The sequence below is a fragment of the Pseudomonas sp. C9D1 genome (assembly GCF_056491235.1).
Genome location: NZ_JBSZIE010000002.1, coordinates 1,741,168 through 1,757,712, shown reverse-complemented (window position 1 = coordinate 1,757,712; position 16,545 = coordinate 1,741,168). Strand labels below are relative to the sequence as shown.

The window sequence follows — 16,545 nt, the reverse complement described above, 5'->3', positions numbered from 1 at the left end:
CATGCGCGCATTTCCACTCTTCGTACTGCTCGGTGGCGGATGGCTGGCTCAGGCCGCCCACGCCGCCGATGCGCAGGATTGGCTGAAGCGACTCGCTGATGCCGAACAGCGGCAGAATTTCCAGGGCACTTTCGTCTACGAGCGAAGTGGCAGCTTTTCCACCCATCAGGTCTGGCATCGCGTCGATGCAGCCGGCAAGGTGCGTGAACGGCTGCAGCAGCTCGATGGCCCCGCCCAGGAAATCCTCCGCGTGGATGGACGCACAGAATGCGTGAGTGGCGCGCTTTCCGACCAGATGGGCGATGGCCAGGTCTGGCCGGCCCGCGACCTCGATGCGACCCAGATCGCCAAGTCCTATGACATGAGCGTGGTGGGCGAATCGCGGGTTGCGGGGCGACAGGCAATCGTCCTGTCGCTCAATCCTCGTGATCAGCACCGTTACGGCTTCGAGTTGCATCTGGACCGGGAAACCGGCCTGCCGCTCAAGTCGCTGCTGCTCAATGAGAAGGGCATGTTGCTGGAGCGCTTCCAGTTCACCCAGATCGATACATCCCAGGTTCCGGGTGATGCCATGCTTCAGGCTGGGCAGGATTGCAAGCCTGTGCGCTTCGCCGAGGCGCCGAAGACCCTGGCCAACAACTGGCGTTCCGACTGGCTGCCCGAGGGCTTCACCCTCACCAGTGCCATCCAGCGGCAGAGTCCCGTATCGTCCGATCCGGTGGCCTGTCTGCTCTATGGAGACGGCCTGGCGCGCTTCTCGGTCTTCCTCGAGCCCCTGCACGGTGCGCCGGTGGAGGACGTTCGCGTCGAGCTCGGTCCGACAGTGGCTGTGTCCCGCAGGCTCGGCACCAGCGACGGTGACGTAATGGTCACGGTAGTCGGTGAGATCCCCGTGGGAACTGCCGAGCGTATCGCGTTGTCTATGCGTACGGCTGGAACCGCAGCCCCCCAGGCAGCTCAGTGAATTGAGCGATGCCGTGGGCGGAGCGGCCTTGACCACGGCGACCCGCTGGGCGTCGTGGACTGATCGTTCCGCGGTGACGGTTCCTGCAAAAGAATTCCTATTGTGTTATCTCGGGCTGGGGGCGACTTCCGGCCCGAATTGCGTTTGCCCGCCAGGCCGGTCGGCCCGTGTCGGGTTCACATTCCTCGTTTCATGACGGGAGCTGTATGTCGATGCTAAGCATGAAATCCTGCCTGTCCGCGTTCGCGGCGGTGCTGCTGCTCGGTCAAACCTTTGTCGCGCATGCCGAATTGCCCGACTTCACGCCGCTGGTGGAGGAGGCCTCCCCGGCGGTCGTCAACATCAGTACCCGGCAGAAGCTGCCCTCGCGTGCGGTCGCCGGTAACCAGGCGATGCCCGATCTGGAAGGCCTGCCGCCCATGCTTCGCGAGTTCTTCGAGCGCAGCATGCCTCAGGTTCCGCGCAGTCCGGGGGGCGGTCGCCAGCGCGAAGCGCAGTCCCTGGGTTCGGGCTTCATCATCTCCAAGGATGGCTACGTCCTGACCAACAACCATGTGGTAGCGGATGCCGATGAAATCATCGTGCGCCTGTCCGACCGCAGCGAGCTGGAAGCCAAGCTGATCGGTGCCGATGCGCGCACCGACGTGGCTCTGCTCAAGGTCGAAGGCAAGGACCTGCCCATCGTCAAGCTCGGCAAGTCCGATGCGCTGAAGGTCGGCAGTTGGGTGCTGGCCATCGGCTCGCCCTTCGGCTTCGACCATTCGGTGACCGCCGGCATCGTCAGCGCCAAGGGGCGCAGCCTGCCGAACGAGAACTATGTGCCCTTCATCCAGACCGACGTGGCCATCAACCCGGGCAACTCCGGTGGCCCGCTGTTCAACCTGGATGGCGAGGTGGTAGGCATCAACTCGCAGATCTTCACCCGTTCCGGCGGCTTCATGGGCCTGTCCTTCGCCATCCCGATCGACGTCGCCATGAGTGTGGCCGACCAGCTCAAGGCCGAAGGCAAGGTCAGCCGCGGCTGGCTCGGCGTGGTGATTCAGGAAGTGAACAAGGACCTGGCCGAATCCTTCGGTCTGGACAAGCCGGCTGGCGCCCTCGTGGCCCAGGTGCTGGACGATGGTCCCGCTGCCAAGGGTGGCCTGCAGGTCGGTGACGTGATCCTCAGCATGAACGGCCAGCCGATCGTCATGTCCGCTGACCTGCCGCATCTGGTCGGGGCCCTCAAGCCCGGCAGCAAGATCGACCTCGATGTCGTTCGCGAAGGCTCGCGCAAGAACCTGTCGCTGACCATCGGCTCGCTGCCGGAAGACGGTGAGGAAGTCACCGCCACCGGTGCCCCGCAGGGTGCCGAGCGCAGCAGCAATCGCCTGGGCGTGTTGGTCGCCGAGCTGTCCAACGAGCAGAAGAAGAGCCTCGACATCAAGGGCGGCGTGGTAATCAAGGAAGTTCAGGATGGCCCGGCAGCCCTCATGGGCCTGCGCCCGGGTGATGTCATCAGCCACCTGAACAACCAGTCCATCGACTCGGTGCAGACCTTCGCCAAGGTGGCCAAGGAACTGCCGAAGAACCGTTCCGTGTCCATGCGCGTGCTGCGCCAGGGACGCGCCAGCTTCATCACCTTCAAGCTTTCGGAATAATCCGATGCACTGAAAAGGGCGACCAGGGTCGCCCTTTTTCATGCCCGCGCTCCGCCATGCGGGCGTGACGCCTGAGTCGCCTATCAGGTAAACTCCCCGGCTATTTTTCGGCAAGCAACCGGCTTGCGGCTTTTTTCGAGTGTCGACCCTGTGAGTGACCTTAGTCATATCCGCAATTTTTCGATCATCGCCCACATCGACCATGGCAAGTCGACTCTGGCCGACCGCTTCATCCAGATGTGTGGCGGCCTGTCCGACCGCGAGATGGAGGCCCAGGTCCTGGACTCCATGGATTTGGAGCGTGAACGCGGCATCACCATCAAGGCCCATAGCGTCACCCTGCACTACAAGTCGCAGGACGGTAAGACCTACCAGCTGAACTTCATCGATACCCCCGGCCACGTCGACTTCACCTATGAAGTCAGCCGCTCGCTGGCCGCCTGCGAAGGCGCGCTGCTGGTGGTGGATGCCGGCCAGGGTGTCGAGGCGCAATCGGTCGCCAACTGCTACACCGCCATCGAGCAGGGCCTGGAAGTCATGCCCGTGCTGAACAAGATGGACCTGCCCCAGGCCGAGCCGGAGCGGGTCAAGGAAGAGATCGAGCACATCATCGGCATCGACGCCACCGACGCCGTGCCCTGCAGCGCCAAGAGCGGCATGGGCGTGATCGACGTGCTCGAGCAACTGGTCAAGGTCATCCCCGCGCCCGAAGGCGAGATCGAGGCGCCGCTGCAGGCCCTGATCATCGACTCCTGGTTCGACAACTACCTGGGTGTGGTCTCGCTGGTGCGGGTCAAGCACGGCCGGGTGAAGAAGGGCGACAAGATCCTGGTCAAGTCCACCGGCAAGCTCCACCAGGTGGACAGCGTTGGTGTATTCACCCCCAAGCACACCGAAATGGCCGACCTCAAGGCCGGCGAAGTGGGCTTCATCATCGCCGGCATCAAGGACATCCTCGGTGCCCCGGTCGGTGACACCCTGACCCTCTCCAACACCCCGGACGTCGACGTGCTGCCGGGCTTCCAGCGCATCAAGCCGCAGGTCTACGCCGGCCTGTTCCCGGTCAGTTCCGACGACTTCGAGGACTTCCGCGAAGCGCTGCAGAAACTGACCCTGAACGATGCCGCGCTGCAATACGAGCCGGAAAGCTCCGAAGCCCTGGGCTTCGGCTTCCGCATCGGCTTCCTCGGCATGCTGCACATGGAGATCATCCAGGAGCGCCTGGAGCGCGAATACGACCTGGACCTGATCACCACCGCGCCGACGGTAATCTTCGAGGTGGTACTGAAGACCGGCGAGACGATCTACGTCGACAACCCGTCCAAGCTGCCCGACCTCTCGCTCGTCGAGGAAATGCGCGAACCCATCGTGCGTGCCAATATCCTCGTGCCCCAGGAGCACCTGGGCAACGTCATCACCCTGTGCATCGAGAAACGTGGCGTACAGCGCGACATGCAATTCCTCAGCAGCCAGGTTCAGGTTTGCTACGACCTGCCGATGAACGAAGTGGTGCTCGACTTCTTCGACCGCCTGAAGTCGGTGAGCCGCGGCTACGCGTCGCTGGACTACAGCTTCGACCGCTTCCAGTCGGCCAACCTGGTCAAGCTGGACGTGTTGATCAACGGCGAGAAGGTCGACGCGCTGGCGCTGATCGTTCACCGTGACCAGGCCCACTACAAAGGCCGCGCGCTGACCGAGAAAATGAAAGAACTGATCCCACGGCAGATGTTCGACGTGGCGATCCAGGCGGCGATCGGTGGTCAGATCGTTGCACGCACTACCGTAAAGGCGCTCAGGAAGAACGTTCTGGCCAAATGCTACGGCGGTGACGTCAGCCGTAAGAAGAAGCTGCTGGAGAAGCAGAAGGCCGGTAAGAAAAGGATGAAGCAGGTCGGCAGTGTGGAAATTCCACAGGAAGCCTTCCTCGCAGTGCTCAAAGTGGATAGCTAGGGTCTATGTCGATCAATTTCCCGCTCTTGTTGGTTATCGCCGTGGCTGTCTGCGGCGTACTCGCGCTCATCGATCTGGTTCTGCTGGCTCCGCGCCGGCGCTCTGCGATTGCCGCCTACGAGGGGCAAGTCGGCGAGCCCGACCCCGAGGTGGTGGAAAAGCTCGACAAGGAACCCTTGCTGGTGGAATACGGCAAGTCCTTCTTCCCGGTGCTGGCCATCGTGCTGGTGCTGCGGTCGTTCCTGGTCGAGCCCTTCCAGATTCCCTCCGGCTCGATGAAACCGACCCTGGAAGTGGGTGATTTCATCCTGGTCAACAAGTTCGCCTATGGCATTCGCCTGCCGGTGGTGGACAGCAAGGTGATCGAGGTCGGTGACCCGCAGCGCGGTGATGTCATGGTGTTCCGCTACCCCAGCGACCCGAACATCAACTACATCAAGCGCGTGATCGGCCTGCCGGGTGATCGTATCGCCTACAGCAGCGACAAGCGCCTGACCGTCAACGGCGAGCAGGTAGCGGAGAAGCTGATCGGCGACGAGCCGGGCACCCTGGGCAGCTCCCGCCTGTACGAGGAGAAGCTGGGCGCCGCCGAGCACCTCATCCGCAAGGAGATGAAGCGCTACCGCATGGAGCCGGGCAAGGAGTGGGTGGTGCCGCAAGGGCACTACTTCATGATGGGCGACAACCGCGACAACTCGAACGACAGTCGCTACTGGAACGACCCGAACATTCCCAAGGACCTGCTCGGCATGGTTCCGGATCGCAACATCGTCGGCAAGGCGTTCGCCGTATGGATGAGCTGGCCGGATCCGAAGATGAACAACCTGCCGAACTTCTCCCGCGTGGGCCTCATTCACTGACGGCCCCCGACTTTCGCTTTTGCGGCGCTGTTCAATGCAGCGCCGCCCGCTATATATAGTCTTGCAGGGGGCCATCCGGCCCACACAACACCACTGACATTGAGGTCATCATGACGTTTGCGCACTCGCAGAGGGGCTTGTCGATACTGGGCTGGCTGGTTGTCCTGGCCATCGTTGCGTTCCTGGCCAGCACCGCCTTCAAGGTCATTCCGCACTACATGGATTACTACGCGATCGAGAAGCTGATCAAGTCTGTCGAGAACGAGAAGGGGCTGGCCATTTCCACGCCGCGCGATTTCCAGGATTACGTACGCAAGGGCATGATGGTCAACGGCATCCGTGATATCGACCTGGAGAAGGCCCTGCAGGTGAAGGTCGAGAACAACGACTTCTATGCCACGCTGAAGTACGAAAAACGCGAGCCGCTGGTCGAGAACCTCGATCTGGTGGTGCACTTCGACAAAGAATTCCGTGTGCGGGTCCCGTGAGCGTATCCCTTAGCCGTCTCGAGCGTCAGCTCGGCCACACCTTCCAGGACCAGGGTCTGATGACCCTGGCCCTGACCCACCGCAGTTTCGCCGGGCGCAACAACGAGCGCCTGGAGTTCCTCGGTGATGCCATTCTCAACTTCGTTGCCGGCGAGGCGCTTTACGAGCGTTTCCCCCAGGCTCGCGAAGGTCAGCTGTCACGCCTGCGTGCCCGCCTGGTCAAGGGTGAGACCCTGGCCCTGCTGGCCCGTGGTTTCGAGCTGGGCGAGTACCTGCGCCTGGGCTCCGGCGAGCTGAAAAGCGGCGGTTTCCGTCGCGAGTCGATCCTGGCCGATGCGCTGGAAGCGCTGATCGGTGCCATCTATCTCGATGCCGGCATGGAGCGCGCCCGTGAACGCGTCCTCGCCTGGCTGCACAACGAGCTGGAAGGCCTGACCCTGGTCGACACCAACAAGGACCCGAAAACCCGCCTGCAGGAATTCCTCCAGTCGCGGGCCTGCGAACTGCCCCGCTATGAAGTGGTGGATATCCAGGGCGAACCCCATTGCCGCACCTTCTTCGTCGAGTGCGAGATCGCCCTGCTGAATGACAAGACCCGTGGCCAGGGTGCCAGCCGACGCATTGCCGAACAGGTAGCGGCGGCAGCAGCACTGGTGGCCTTGGGCGTGGAGAACGGCCATGACTGATACCAATACCCAGCGCTGTGGCTACGTTGCCATCGTCGGCCGCCCCAACGTGGGCAAGTCGACGCTGCTTAACCACATCCTCGGGCAGAAGCTGGCGATCACCTCGCGCAAGCCGCAGACCACCCGCCACAACATGCTCGGCATCAAGACCGAGGGTGATGTCCAGGCCGTCTATGTCGACACCCCCGGCCTGCACAAGAACAACGAGAAAGCGCTCAACCGCTACATGAACAAGACCGCCTCGGCCGCCCTCAAGGATGTCGACGTGGTGATCTTCGTGGTCGACCGCAACCGCTGGACCGACGAGGACCAACTGGTGCTCGAGCGCGTCCAGTACGTCCAGGGCCCGGTGATCCTGGCCATCAACAAGACCGACCGCCTGGACGACAAGGCCGACCTGATGCCGCACCTGGCTTGGCTCCAGGAGCAGCTGCCCAAGGCCGAAGTGGTGCCGATCTCCGCCCAGCAGGGGCACAACCTCGACACCTTGGAGCGCCTGGTCGCCGAACGCCTGCCCGAGGGCGAGCACTTCTTCCCGGAAGACCAGATCACCGACCGCAGCAGCCGTTTCCTCGCCGCCGAGCTGGTGCGCGAGAAAATCATGCGCCAGCTGGGTGCTGAACTTCCCTACCAGATCACCGTCGAGATCGAGGAGTTCAAGCAGGAAGGCCGCATTCTGCATATCCACGCGCTGATCCTGGTGGAGCGCGACGGACAGAAGAAAATCATCATTGGCGACGGTGGCGAGCGCATCAAGCGCATCGGCCAGGAAGCCCGCAAGGACATGGAGGTGCTGTTCGACTCCAAGGTCATGCTCAACCTCTGGGTCAAGGTGAAGGGGGGCTGGTCCGACGACGAGCGCGCCCTGCGCTCCCTGGGCTACAACGACCAGTAACCGATGCAGACCAGTGCGCAACCGGCCTTCGTACTGCACAGCAGGGCCTACCGCGAAAGCAGCGCGCTGGTGGATTTCCTCACCCCGGAAGGGCGGCTTCGCGCCGTCATGCGGGGTGCGCGGGGCAAGGCCGGTACTTTGGTCCGGCCCTTCGTGCCGCTGGAGGCCGAATTCCGCGGCCGTGGTGAGCTGAAGAACGTGGGGCGCCTGGAAAGCGCCGGCATCCCCCACTTCCTCACCGGTGAGGCGCTGTTCAGCGGCCTCTACCTCAATGAACTGACCATCCGCCTGTTGCCGGCCGAAGCGCCGCACCCCGCGCTGTTCGAGCATTACGCCGCCACCCTCCAGGCCCTGGCCGGCGGCCGTCCGCTGGAGCCGCTGCTGCGCGCTTTCGAATGGCGCCTGCTGGACGAGCTGGGCTATGGTTTTGCCCTGGACATCGACCTCCACGGCACGCCCATCGCCGCCAGCGGCATCTACCGCCTGTTGCCCGATGCCGGCCTGGAGCCCGTTGGCCAACTGCAGCCCGGCCTGTTCCAGGGCGTTGAACTGCTGGCCTTGGCCGAGGCGGACTGGAGCGCCCCCGGTGCCCTCGCGGCGGCCAAGCGCCTGATGCGCCAGGCCCTGGCACCCCATCTCGGCGGCAGGCCTCTGGCCAGCCGCGAACTCTTCATGACACTCAAGGAACCCTCCCGTGACTGAAGCCAATCGTGTTCTGCTCGGCGTCAACATCGACCACGTCGCCACCCTGCGCCAGGCCCGTGGCACCCGCTACCCGGACCCGGTCAAGGCCGCGCTGGATGCGGAGGAGGCGGGTGCCGACGGCATCACCGTGCACCTGCGCGAGGACCGCCGGCACATCCAGGAGCGTGACGTGCGCGTGCTCAAGGAGGTCATGCAGACGCGCATGAACTTCGAGATGGGCGTCACCGAGGAGATGCTCGCCTTCGCCGAGGAGATCCGCCCCGAACACGTCTGCCTGGTACCGGAAACCCGCCAGGAACTGACCACCGAAGGCGGCCTCGACGTCGCCGGCCAGGAAGCCCGCATCAAGGCCGCGGTCGAGCGCCTGGCGCGCCTGGGCAGCGAAGTCTCCCTGTTCATCGATGCCGACCCGGCGCAGATCGAAGCCTCCCACCGCGTCGGCGCCCCCGCCATCGAACTGCACACCGGCCGCTACGCCGACGCCCACACCCCGGAAGAAGCTGCCCGCGAACTGCAGCGCATCCGCGAAGGCGTCGCCCTGGGCCTCAAGCTCGGCCTGGTGGTCAACGCCGGCCACGGCCTGCACTACCACAACGTCGAACCGGTAGCCGCCATCCCCGGCATCAATGAGCTGAATATCGGTCACGCCCTGGTGGCCCATGCGCTGTTTGTTGGTTTCAAGCAGGCGGTGATCGAGATGAAACAGTTGATCCAGGGGGCGCAAGCGTCACGAGTTTGAAGCTTGAAGCTTGAAGCTTGAAGTTTTGTGTTTGGGGTGGGGCAGGCGTCCGCGAGCGGAGCGAAACCCACGGGTTCTACATGACTCCGAATGGTGGACCGGTGAAGCGTGGTCCACCCTACGCTCGGGCTAAGCGAACAGATAAGCCTGGGGTTGACAGCTCCCGCCGATCCCCAGGCTCTTCCAGCTTCCAGCTTCCAGCTTCCAGCTTCCAGCTTCCAGCTTCCAGCTTCCAGCTTCCAGCTTCCAGCTTCCAGCTTCCAGCTTCCAGCTTCCAGCTTCCAGCTTCCAGCTTCCAGCTTCCAGCTGCTTTAAGGCTTGCGCGCCACCATCACCGCTCGAGCCGGAGCGGGGAGGCCTTCGATGGTGCGGCTGTGGTCGGCCGGGTCGAGGAATTCGGGCAGGGACTGGTAGCGCATCCACTCGGTACTGCGCTGTTCCTCGATGCTGGTGACGCTGACGTCCACACAGCGCACGTCGACGAAACCGGCGCGGCGCAGCCACAGTTCCAGCGCTGGCACCGACGGCAGGAACCACACGTTGCGCATCTGCGCGTAGCGGTCTTCGGGCACCAGCACCTGCTGGGCGTCGCCTTCCACTACCAGGGTTTCCAGCACCAGCTCACCGCCGCGCAGGAGGCAGTCCTTGAGGTCGAACAGGTGGTCGATGGGCGAACGGCGGTGGTAGAGCACGCCCATGGAGAACACCGTGTCGAAGCCTTCCAGCTTCGCCGGCAGCTCTTCCAGGGCCAGGGGCAGGTGCCAGGCGGGGAGGTCCGGCAGGTAGCGCTTCATGGCCAGGAACTGGCAGAAGAACAGCCAGTTCGGGTCGATGCCCACCACGCTGTCGGCACCGGCGCCGAGCATGCGCCACTGGTAGTAGCCGTTGCCGCAGCCGACATCCAGCACGCGCTTGCCGCGCAGGTCGAGGTGCGGCGAGACCCGGGACCATTTCCAATCGGAGCGCCACTCGGTGTCGACATGCACGCCGAACAGCTCGAAGGGCCCCTTGCGCCAGGGGATCAGCCCCATCAGCGCATCCTTGAGCGCAGTGCGGGTGGCTTCATCGCAATCGCCGTCGAGGGCGAAGCGTTGTGCCAGTTCCACGCGGGTTGGCGTGATCGGCGGCAGGGCGTCCACCGCCGCGCCCCAGCGCTGAAGGTCGCCGTGACCGATGGCCAGCTTGGCGTCGAGTTGGCCGGGCAGGTCGGCGGCCCAATCCTGCAGCGGGGTGCCCATGAGCGTTTGCTGCAGGGCGTCGAGATCGAGGGTACGGATCATGGCAGGGCGATCAGCGAGGCGAAGTTGAGGCACTGGAACCAGGGCACCACGCGGGAGAAGCCGGCCGCCAGCAGGCGCTCGCGGTGTTCCTCCAGGCTGTCGGGGCGCATCACGTTTTCCAGGGCGCTGCGTTTCTGGGCAATCTCCAGTTCGCTGTAGCCGTTGGCGCGCTTGAAGTCGATGTGCAGGTCGGTGAGCAGCTCATGCTCCGCGGCATCGGTGAAGCGCAGCTTCTCCGAAAGAATCAATGCACCACCCGGCAGCAACGCCTGATGGATGCGCGCCAGCAGGGGCTGGCGTTCCTCGCGGGCGACGAACTGCAGGGTGAAGTTCATCGCCACCAGCGAGGTCGGCTGGAATTCCAGGGCGAGGATATCCGCCTCCAGCACCTCCACCGGCAGCAGTTCCTGGTACATGGAATCCTGGGCGTGCAGGTACTCGCGGCAGCGTTCTACCATCGCGGCGGAGTTATCCACAGCCAGCACCCGGCAGCCATCGGTGCGCACATGGCGGCGCAGGGCCTGGGTCACCGCGCCGAGGGAGGCTCCCAGGTCATACAGGCGGGTATTGGGCTGGGCGAAGCGGGCGGCCAGTACGCCGATGTTCTCGACGATGGTCGGGTAGCCCGGCACCGAGCGCTTGATCATGTCCGGGAACACCTTGACCACGTCCTCGTTGAACGCGAAGTCGGAGACTTGAGCCTGGGGCGTGGCATAGATGCGGTCGGGGTTGTGCTTCACGGGCCGGTACCAGCTGTTGGAAAGGCCGGCATTCTAGCCAAGACCGCGCCCGGCCAGAATCCCGGCGTGCCGATCGGTCGAAAATCAGCGTTGCTCGTGCAGCACCGCCGAGGCGACTATGCCCAGCTGCCCAAGCCAGTAGGTGAGCATGATGGCCAACCCTGCCATCTCGAAGGGCGCGACGAAGCGGTTGACTCCCAGCAGGCTGTCGGACACCACGAAGCACAGCGCACCGGCGGCCGCGACCTGCACCGAGCGCCGGCCCGGTTCGCTTGCACCGAGGCGGGCGAGGGCGCGCCAGAGCATGGTGCTGATGGTCAGCGCATAGAGCGCCACCGGCACCAGCAGGCCACCGAGGCCGCCGCTGGCCAGCACCGCGAACATGCCGGTGCCGAAGAGGGCCGCCGCCAGCAGAGCCAGGGGCGCCAGACGCCGGGTATCCGCCAGGTAGGCGCCGATATAGGCCAGGTGGCCGAGGAGGAAGGCGCCCAGGCCGAAGACGAAGAAGTCCGGCGACCATTGCAGCAGCACATCGCCGGCCAGGCAAAGCAGCAGCCCCAGCGCCACCCAGCGTCGATAGGGGCCGGGCGGGGCGCTTTGCAGCAACCAGGCGAGCAGGGCGAGGATGGGCACCGGCTTGGTCCAGAAACACAGCGTATCCAGGTCGGCGGCGTCGCCGTACAGGTAGGCGACAGCACCGATCAGCCCGATCAACAGCCACTGCATGCAAGGTTCTCCATCGTTGTCCATCCGGGCCGCGCGGCGGCCTGCCAGCGGGCCTCCCGGCCCTGGGCTACTCTGCGCATCGTCGCGATCGGGCTCCAGGCGCAAAACGCCAGGTGCAGTCGCCGATTGCGCCGCTAGACTGAAAACGCACCCCGCCACGAGGACAACGATGTGATGAAGACGGCGACTCGTCTGCAGGCCGGATTCCTGCTGGCGATCGGCATGCTGGTACTCAATATCGTGCTGCCCCTGGCCACCACCCGCTGGGTCGGCAACGCCGAGCGTCAGCTGGAGCTGCACGAGCACACCGGGCGCGAGCTGAGCGACCTCCTATCCTCCCTCAAGGATGGCGAAACCGGCCAGCGAGGATTCGCCTTGACCGGCCGCGACGACTACCTGACCCCGCTCTACCAGGGCTACGGCGATGTCGACAAGGACATGGCGCGTTTCAAGGTGACGCTGGCGAACGATGAGCTGTTCGATGACCTGCAACGGCTGGTCGGGCTGCTCGCCGAGCAGCGCGCCTTCTTTGGCCGGGTCATCGAGCTGCGCCGCAGCGAAGGTCTGGCCGCCGCCGGCGACCTGGTCAGCACCGGCAAGGGCAAGCAACTCATGGACGCCATCCGCCTGCACCTCGGCGAGATGCAGGGCGTGGTCGAGCAGCGCGTGCTGCTGGCCAAGCAGGAGATCGAGTGGCGCGGCTGGGTCGGGATGGCGATGCTGGGGCTGGTCACCCTGCTGGACCTGCTGGTGATCGCGCTGCTCTTCCACTTCACCTTCCGCATGCTGCGCGCGGGCCGCGAAGCCCGTCTCGCCCAGGACCTGCTCAGCGAGCAACTGAGCCTGGGCATGCAGCGCGTGGAACTGCGCAACCACCAGATATCATTGTTGAGCCGTATGGCGGGTGCCCTGCACTCGGTGAACGAGTTCGACGAGTGCTTCGGCATCATCACCCGCTTCGCTGCCCAGTTGTTCCCCCAGAGCGATGGCTGCCTCTCTCTCTATCACCCCTCGCGGGACGTGCTCGAGGAGGCCGGGCACTGGGGTGGCTGGCAGGTGGGCAGCGTCGAGTTGTTCGAGCCCGACGACTGCTGGGCGATCCGCCGTGGCCAGAGCCACCTGGTGCTGGACGTGAACAAGGACCTGGTCTGCCCGCACCTGCACGAAAGCCCGTTGGCAGCCAATGGCACGCTTTGCGTGCCGCTCATGGCCCAAGGGGAGCCGCTGGGGGTGATGACCCTGTGCGGCGGCAGTGCCGACCTGGAGTTGGCGGAAGCCTTCGCCGAGCAGGTATCCCTGGGGGTGGCCAACCTCAGCCTGCGCGAGAGCCTGCGCCAGCAATCGGTGGTGGACGCCCTGACCGGCCTGCACAACCGCCGCTTCCTCGACGAAACCCTGCGCCGCGAACTGCTGCGCGCCAGCCGCAAGCAGTCACCGGTGATCGTCGTGCTGCTGGATGTGGACCACTTCAAGCGCTTCAACGACACCTTCGGCCACGAGGCGGGGGACCTGGTGCTGCGTCACCTGGCCCTGGAAATGAAGCGGCATGTGCGCTCCAGCGACCTGGCCTGCCGCTACGGGGGCGAAGAGTTCGCCCTGGTGATGCCGGAAATCAGCCTGGAGGATGCCATGGAGCGCTGCGAGGCCCTGCGCCTCGGGGTCACCCGGCTGCAGATCCGCTACGGCGGCCAGCCCCTGGGCCCGATCGCCATCTCCCTGGGCCTGGCCTGTTTCCCCGCCGATGGCGAGAGCGCCGATGTGTTGCTGCATGCCGCCGACAGCGCGCTGTACCAGGCCAAGCGCGCCGGCCGTAACCAGCTGTGCCTGTACCAGGGCATACGCGGCCAGCACAGCATCGCCGCCGAGTCCCAGGCCCCGTAGGTTGGCGCCGAGCGTAGCGAGGCCCAACGATGGGCCTCATGAGGGAGGTAAAACGTTTCGCCAGCAGGGCCCGCCAGTGGGCGGGCCCCCGTATCAGTCCACGCTGACCTTGCAATCGAAGGTCTGCTCCGGCGCCACGTCGGCTTCCCAGGGGCGCTGGTAGACCAGCAACAGGCGGCCTTCGCCGCTCTGCGCGGCATTGAAGCGCCAGGTGGACTCACCGGCGCCGCCCACCAGGCCGGCTTCCTCGGGGGTGTCGTAGACCTCCGGGCCGAGGCTGCGCAGCACGCCCGGCGCGGCGTCCTTCACCACCCAGCGGAACCCCGTGGTGGGATTGCTCGGCAGGGTCAGGACCAGCAACTGGCCCTTGTCCAGCTCGATCGGGCAACTGCTCTGTTTCTGCACCACCAGGCTGGTGGATTCATGGGCGCAGGCGGCCAGCAGCATCAGGGCGGCGGGCAGCAGCAGGCGGGGAAGGCGGGCAGGCTTCATGGACGGCTCCATCGTTCAGGGGCCGGTGCAGCATATCCGCTGCATCGGCCCCTGGGTAGGCGCCGCAGGCGTCAGGCGAACAGCACCTTGGCGACGTCGGAGAAGCGCCGGGCGAAATGCACCGTCATGCCGTCGCGCAGGTAATCCGGCAGTTCCTCGTAGGAGCCACGGTTGGCCTCCGGGAGGATCAGCTCGAAGATCTTCTGCCGCCGCGCGGCGATCACCTTCTCGCGCACCCCGCCAATGGGCAGTACCTGGCCGGTGAGGGTCAGCTCGCCGGTCATGGCTACAGCCTTCTTCGGTGCTTGGTCACGGGCCAGGGAGAGCAGGGCGCTGGCCATGGTGATGCCGGCGCTGGGGCCATCCTTGGGGGTGGCGCCCTCCGGCACGTGGAGGTGGACGAAGGCCTGGTCGAAGAACCCGGCATCGCCGCCGTACTTCTTCAGGTTCGAGCTGATGTAGCTATAGGCGATCTCGGCCGACTCCTTCATGACGTCACCCAACTGGCCGGTGAGCTTGAAGCCGCGGTTCAGCGTATGGATGCGCGTCGCCTCGATCGGCAGGGTGGCGCCGCCCATGCTGGTCCAGGCCAGGCCGGTGATCACGCCGGTGCCGGAGAGGAGCTGCTCCTTGCGGAACGGCGGGGTGCCGAGGAAGGGCTCCAGGTCCTTCTGCGCGACCTTGATCTTCGCGGTGGGGTCTTCGAGCATCTTCACCACCGACTTGCGGATGATCTTGCCCAGCTGCTTCTCCAACTGGCGCACCCCGGCTTCGCGGGCGTACCCCTCGATTACCGAGGTCAGCGCGCCGTCGGTGATCGACAGGCGCTCCTTGGGCACACCGGTGCGCTCCAGCAGGCGCGGCCACAGGTGGCGCTTGGCGATGGCGTGCTTCTCCTCGGTGATGTAGCCGGAGAGGCGGATCACCTCCATGCGGTCCAGCAGCGGGCCGGGGATGGAATCCAGGGTGTTGGCCGTGCACACGAACAGCACCTTGGACAGGTCCATGCGCAGGTCCAGGTAGTGGTCGAGGAACTCGACGTTCTGCTCCGGGTCCAGCGTCTCCAGCAGTGCCGAGGCCGGGTCGCCCTGGTAGCTGGCGCCGAGCTTGTCGATCTCGTCGAGCATGATCACCGGGTTCATCACCTCCACGTCCTTCAGCGCCTGCACCAGCTTGCCGGGCAGGGCGCCGATGTAGGTGCGGCGGTGGCCCTTGATCTCGGCCTCGTCACGCATGCCGCCGACGCTGAAGCGGTAGAAGGGGCGGCCCAGGGATTCGGCGATGGACTTGCCGATGCTGGTCTTGCCCACGCCGGGCGGGCCCACCAGCAGCACGATGGAGCCGGCGATCTCGCCCTTGAAGGCGCCTACCGCGAGGAACTCGAGGATGCGGTTCTTGATGTCGTCCAGCCCCGCGTGGTGCTTGTCGAGCACCTTGCGCGCATGGGCGAGGTCGAGCTTGTCCTTGCTGTACACGCCCCAGGGCACGCTGGTGGCCCAGTCCAGGTAGTTGCGGGTCACCGCGTATTCCGGCGAGCCGGTCTCCAGAATCGACAGCTTGTTCAGCTCTTCGTCGATGCGCTTCTTCGCCTGCTCCGGCAGTACCTTGCCCTGCAGGCGCTGGGTGAACTGCTCGGCGTCGGCGCTGCGGTCATCCTTGGTGATGCCCAGCTCCTGCTGGATGATCTTCAGCTGCTCCTTGAGGAAGAACTCGCGCTGGTGCTGGCCGATCTTGCGGTTCACCTCGGCGGAGAGCTCGCTCTGCAGGCGTGCCACCTCCACTTCCTTGCGCAGCAGCGGCAGCACCTTCTCCATGCGCTTGAGCACCGGCACCGTGTCCAGCACCTCCTGCAGCTCCTTGGCCGGTGCACTGGTCAGGGCGGCGGCGAAGTCGGTGAGCGGCGACGGGTCATTGGGGCTGAAGCGGTTGAGGTAGTTCTTCAGTTCCTCGCTGTACAGCGGGTTGAGCGGCAGCAGCTCCTTGATCGCGTTGATCAGCGCCATGCCGTAGGCCTTCACCTCGTCGCGCTGGTCGCTGGGGTTCTGCGGGTAGTCCACCTCCACCAGGTAGGGCGGGCGATGGCGCTTGAGCCAGCCACGGATGCGCACCCGCGACAGGCCCTGGGCAACGAACTGCAGCTTGCCGCCTTCACGGCTGGCATGGTGCACGCGCACCAGGGTGCCGTGCTCGGGCAGGGTGGAGGGGTCGAAATGGCGCGGGTCTTCCGGCGGGTTCTCCATGAAGAACAGCGCCAGGCAGTGGTGTTCGGTCTTGGACACCAGCTCCAGGGTCTCGGCCCAGGGCTCCTCGTTGACGATCACCGGCAGCACCTGGGCCGGGAAGAAGGGGCGGTTATGGATCGGGATGATGTACACCTTGTCCGGCAGGGTCTGGCCGGGCAGGACGAGGCCTGTGCTGTGCGGGCCGGTCGCTTCTTCGACGAGATCGGCGTGGATGTCCTGATCGCTCATTGGGCACCTGGTAGCTGGGTTCGTAGGG

At 65.1% G+C, this 16,545-nt stretch carries 15 protein-coding genes; 10 read left to right on the top strand and 5 right to left on the bottom strand.

Going from position 1 to position 16,545, the window contains the following annotated elements; translation table 11 throughout:
* Position 1 precedes the first annotated feature (1 nt).
* From ACXI0U_RS16225 to pdxJ, 9 genes are all read left to right on the top strand, one after another.
* Positions 2-964: a MucB/RseB C-terminal domain-containing protein gene (locus ACXI0U_RS16225; protein WP_431482478.1), complete on the top strand. Its 963-nt coding sequence runs from the start codon at positions 2-4 to the stop codon at positions 962-964.
* A 212-nt stretch (positions 965-1,176) separates the two neighbouring features.
* Complete coding sequence (locus ACXI0U_RS16220; protein WP_316925906.1) at positions 1,177-2,604, top strand: DegQ family serine endoprotease; 1,428 nt, start codon at positions 1,177-1,179, stop codon at positions 2,602-2,604.
* A gap of 150 nt (positions 2,605-2,754) precedes the next feature.
* Positions 2,755-4,554: a translation elongation factor 4 gene (lepA, locus tag ACXI0U_RS16215; RefSeq protein WP_021221239.1), complete on the top strand. Its 1,800-nt coding sequence runs from the start codon at positions 2,755-2,757 to the stop codon at positions 4,552-4,554.
* A gap of 5 nt (positions 4,555-4,559) precedes the next feature.
* Entirely contained in the window at positions 4,560-5,414 is an 855-nt protein-coding gene (gene lepB / locus ACXI0U_RS16210) for a signal peptidase I (protein WP_021221238.1), read from the top strand.
* A 110-nt stretch (positions 5,415-5,524) separates the two neighbouring features.
* Entirely contained in the window at positions 5,525-5,902 is a 378-nt protein-coding gene (locus ACXI0U_RS16205) for a DUF4845 domain-containing protein (protein WP_431482477.1), read from the top strand.
* Complete coding sequence (gene rnc / locus ACXI0U_RS16200) at positions 5,899-6,588, top strand: ribonuclease III (RefSeq protein WP_031288390.1); 690 nt, start codon at positions 5,899-5,901, stop codon at positions 6,586-6,588. The genes ACXI0U_RS16205 and rnc overlap by 4 nt, the downstream gene beginning before the upstream one ends.
* Positions 6,581-7,483 carry a GTPase Era gene (era, locus tag ACXI0U_RS16195; RefSeq protein ID WP_021221235.1) on the top strand — a complete coding sequence of 301 codons (903 nt, stop codon included), beginning with the start codon at positions 6,581-6,583 and terminating at the stop codon, positions 7,481-7,483. The genes rnc and era overlap by 8 nt, the downstream gene beginning before the upstream one ends.
* A 3-nt stretch (positions 7,484-7,486) precedes the next feature.
* Positions 7,487-8,185, top strand: a complete 699-nt coding sequence (gene recO / locus ACXI0U_RS16190; protein ID WP_271658652.1) for a DNA repair protein RecO — start codon at positions 7,487-7,489, stop codon at positions 8,183-8,185.
* Positions 8,178-8,927 (top strand): pyridoxine 5'-phosphate synthase, encoded by a 750-nt coding sequence (pdxJ, locus tag ACXI0U_RS16185; RefSeq protein ID WP_374981808.1) that lies wholly within the window; start codon positions 8,178-8,180, stop codon positions 8,925-8,927. Before recO ends, pdxJ begins: the two co-directional genes overlap by 8 nt.
* 311 nt (positions 8,928-9,238) lie before the next feature.
* Here the strand turns inward: pdxJ and cmoB are convergent, their stop codons facing one another.
* The 3 genes from cmoB to ACXI0U_RS16170 all read right to left on the bottom strand — a co-directional run bounded on the left by cmoB (position 9,239) and on the right by ACXI0U_RS16170 (position 11,673).
* The gene (gene cmoB, locus ACXI0U_RS16180) at positions 9,239-10,207 is read right to left on the bottom strand and encodes a tRNA 5-methoxyuridine(34)/uridine 5-oxyacetic acid(34) synthase CmoB (RefSeq protein WP_479550571.1); all 969 of its coding nucleotides are present in this window, start codon (positions 10,205-10,207) and stop codon (positions 9,239-9,241) included.
* Positions 10,204-10,947 carry a carboxy-S-adenosyl-L-methionine synthase CmoA gene (cmoA, locus tag ACXI0U_RS16175; RefSeq protein WP_265169460.1) on the bottom strand — a complete coding sequence of 248 codons (744 nt, stop codon included), beginning with the start codon at positions 10,945-10,947 and terminating at the stop codon, positions 10,204-10,206. The genes cmoB and cmoA overlap by 4 nt, the downstream gene beginning before the upstream one ends.
* Positions 10,948-11,031: 84 nt before the next feature.
* Positions 11,032-11,673: a lysoplasmalogenase gene (locus ACXI0U_RS16170; RefSeq protein ID WP_479550570.1), complete on the bottom strand. Its 642-nt coding sequence runs from the start codon at positions 11,671-11,673 to the stop codon at positions 11,032-11,034.
* Positions 11,674-11,847: 174 nt separating this feature from the next.
* Here ACXI0U_RS16170 and ACXI0U_RS16165 point away from each other — a divergent pair, with 174 nt between their 5' ends.
* Complete coding sequence (locus ACXI0U_RS16165) at positions 11,848-13,554, top strand: diguanylate cyclase (protein WP_479550569.1); 1,707 nt, start codon at positions 11,848-11,850, stop codon at positions 13,552-13,554.
* A 93-nt stretch (positions 13,555-13,647) separates the two neighbouring features.
* Here the strand turns inward: ACXI0U_RS16165 and ACXI0U_RS16160 are convergent, their stop codons facing one another.
* Complete coding sequence (locus ACXI0U_RS16160) at positions 13,648-14,046, bottom strand: protease inhibitor I42 family protein (protein WP_479550568.1); 399 nt, start codon at positions 14,044-14,046, stop codon at positions 13,648-13,650.
* A gap of 71 nt (positions 14,047-14,117) precedes the next feature.
* The gene (lon, locus tag ACXI0U_RS16155) at positions 14,118-16,517 is read right to left on the bottom strand and encodes an endopeptidase La (protein ID WP_479550567.1); all 2,400 of its coding nucleotides are present in this window, start codon (positions 16,515-16,517) and stop codon (positions 14,118-14,120) included.
* Between the last annotated feature and the right edge of the window lie 28 nt (positions 16,518-16,545).

Coding starts and splice junctions, on each gene's coding strand:
- ACXI0U_RS16225 (WP_431482478.1), top strand. CDS start 2: ATGCGCGCATTTCCACTCTTCGTACTGCTCGGTGGCGGATGGCTGGCT.
- ACXI0U_RS16170 (WP_479550570.1), bottom strand. CDS start 11,673: ATGCAGTGGCTGTTGATCGGGCTGATCGGTGCTGTCGCCTACCTGTAC.
- ACXI0U_RS16220 (WP_316925906.1), top strand. CDS start 1,177: ATGCTAAGCATGAAATCCTGCCTGTCCGCGTTCGCGGCGGTGCTGCTG.
- cmoB (WP_479550571.1), bottom strand. CDS start 10,207: ATGATCCGTACCCTCGATCTCGACGCCCTGCAGCAAACGCTCATGGGC.
- recO (WP_271658652.1), top strand. CDS start 7,487: ATGCAGACCAGTGCGCAACCGGCCTTCGTACTGCACAGCAGGGCCTAC.
- ACXI0U_RS16165 (WP_479550569.1), top strand. CDS start 11,848: ATGAAGACGGCGACTCGTCTGCAGGCCGGATTCCTGCTGGCGATCGGC.
- ACXI0U_RS16205 (WP_431482477.1), top strand. CDS start 5,525: ATGACGTTTGCGCACTCGCAGAGGGGCTTGTCGATACTGGGCTGGCTG.
- era (WP_021221235.1), top strand. CDS start 6,581: ATGACTGATACCAATACCCAGCGCTGTGGCTACGTTGCCATCGTCGGC.
- lepB (WP_021221238.1), top strand. CDS start 4,560: ATGTCGATCAATTTCCCGCTCTTGTTGGTTATCGCCGTGGCTGTCTGC.
- lon (WP_479550567.1), bottom strand. CDS start 16,517: ATGAGCGATCAGGACATCCACGCCGATCTCGTCGAAGAAGCGACCGGC.
- ACXI0U_RS16160 (WP_479550568.1), bottom strand. CDS start 14,046: ATGAAGCCTGCCCGCCTTCCCCGCCTGCTGCTGCCCGCCGCCCTGATG.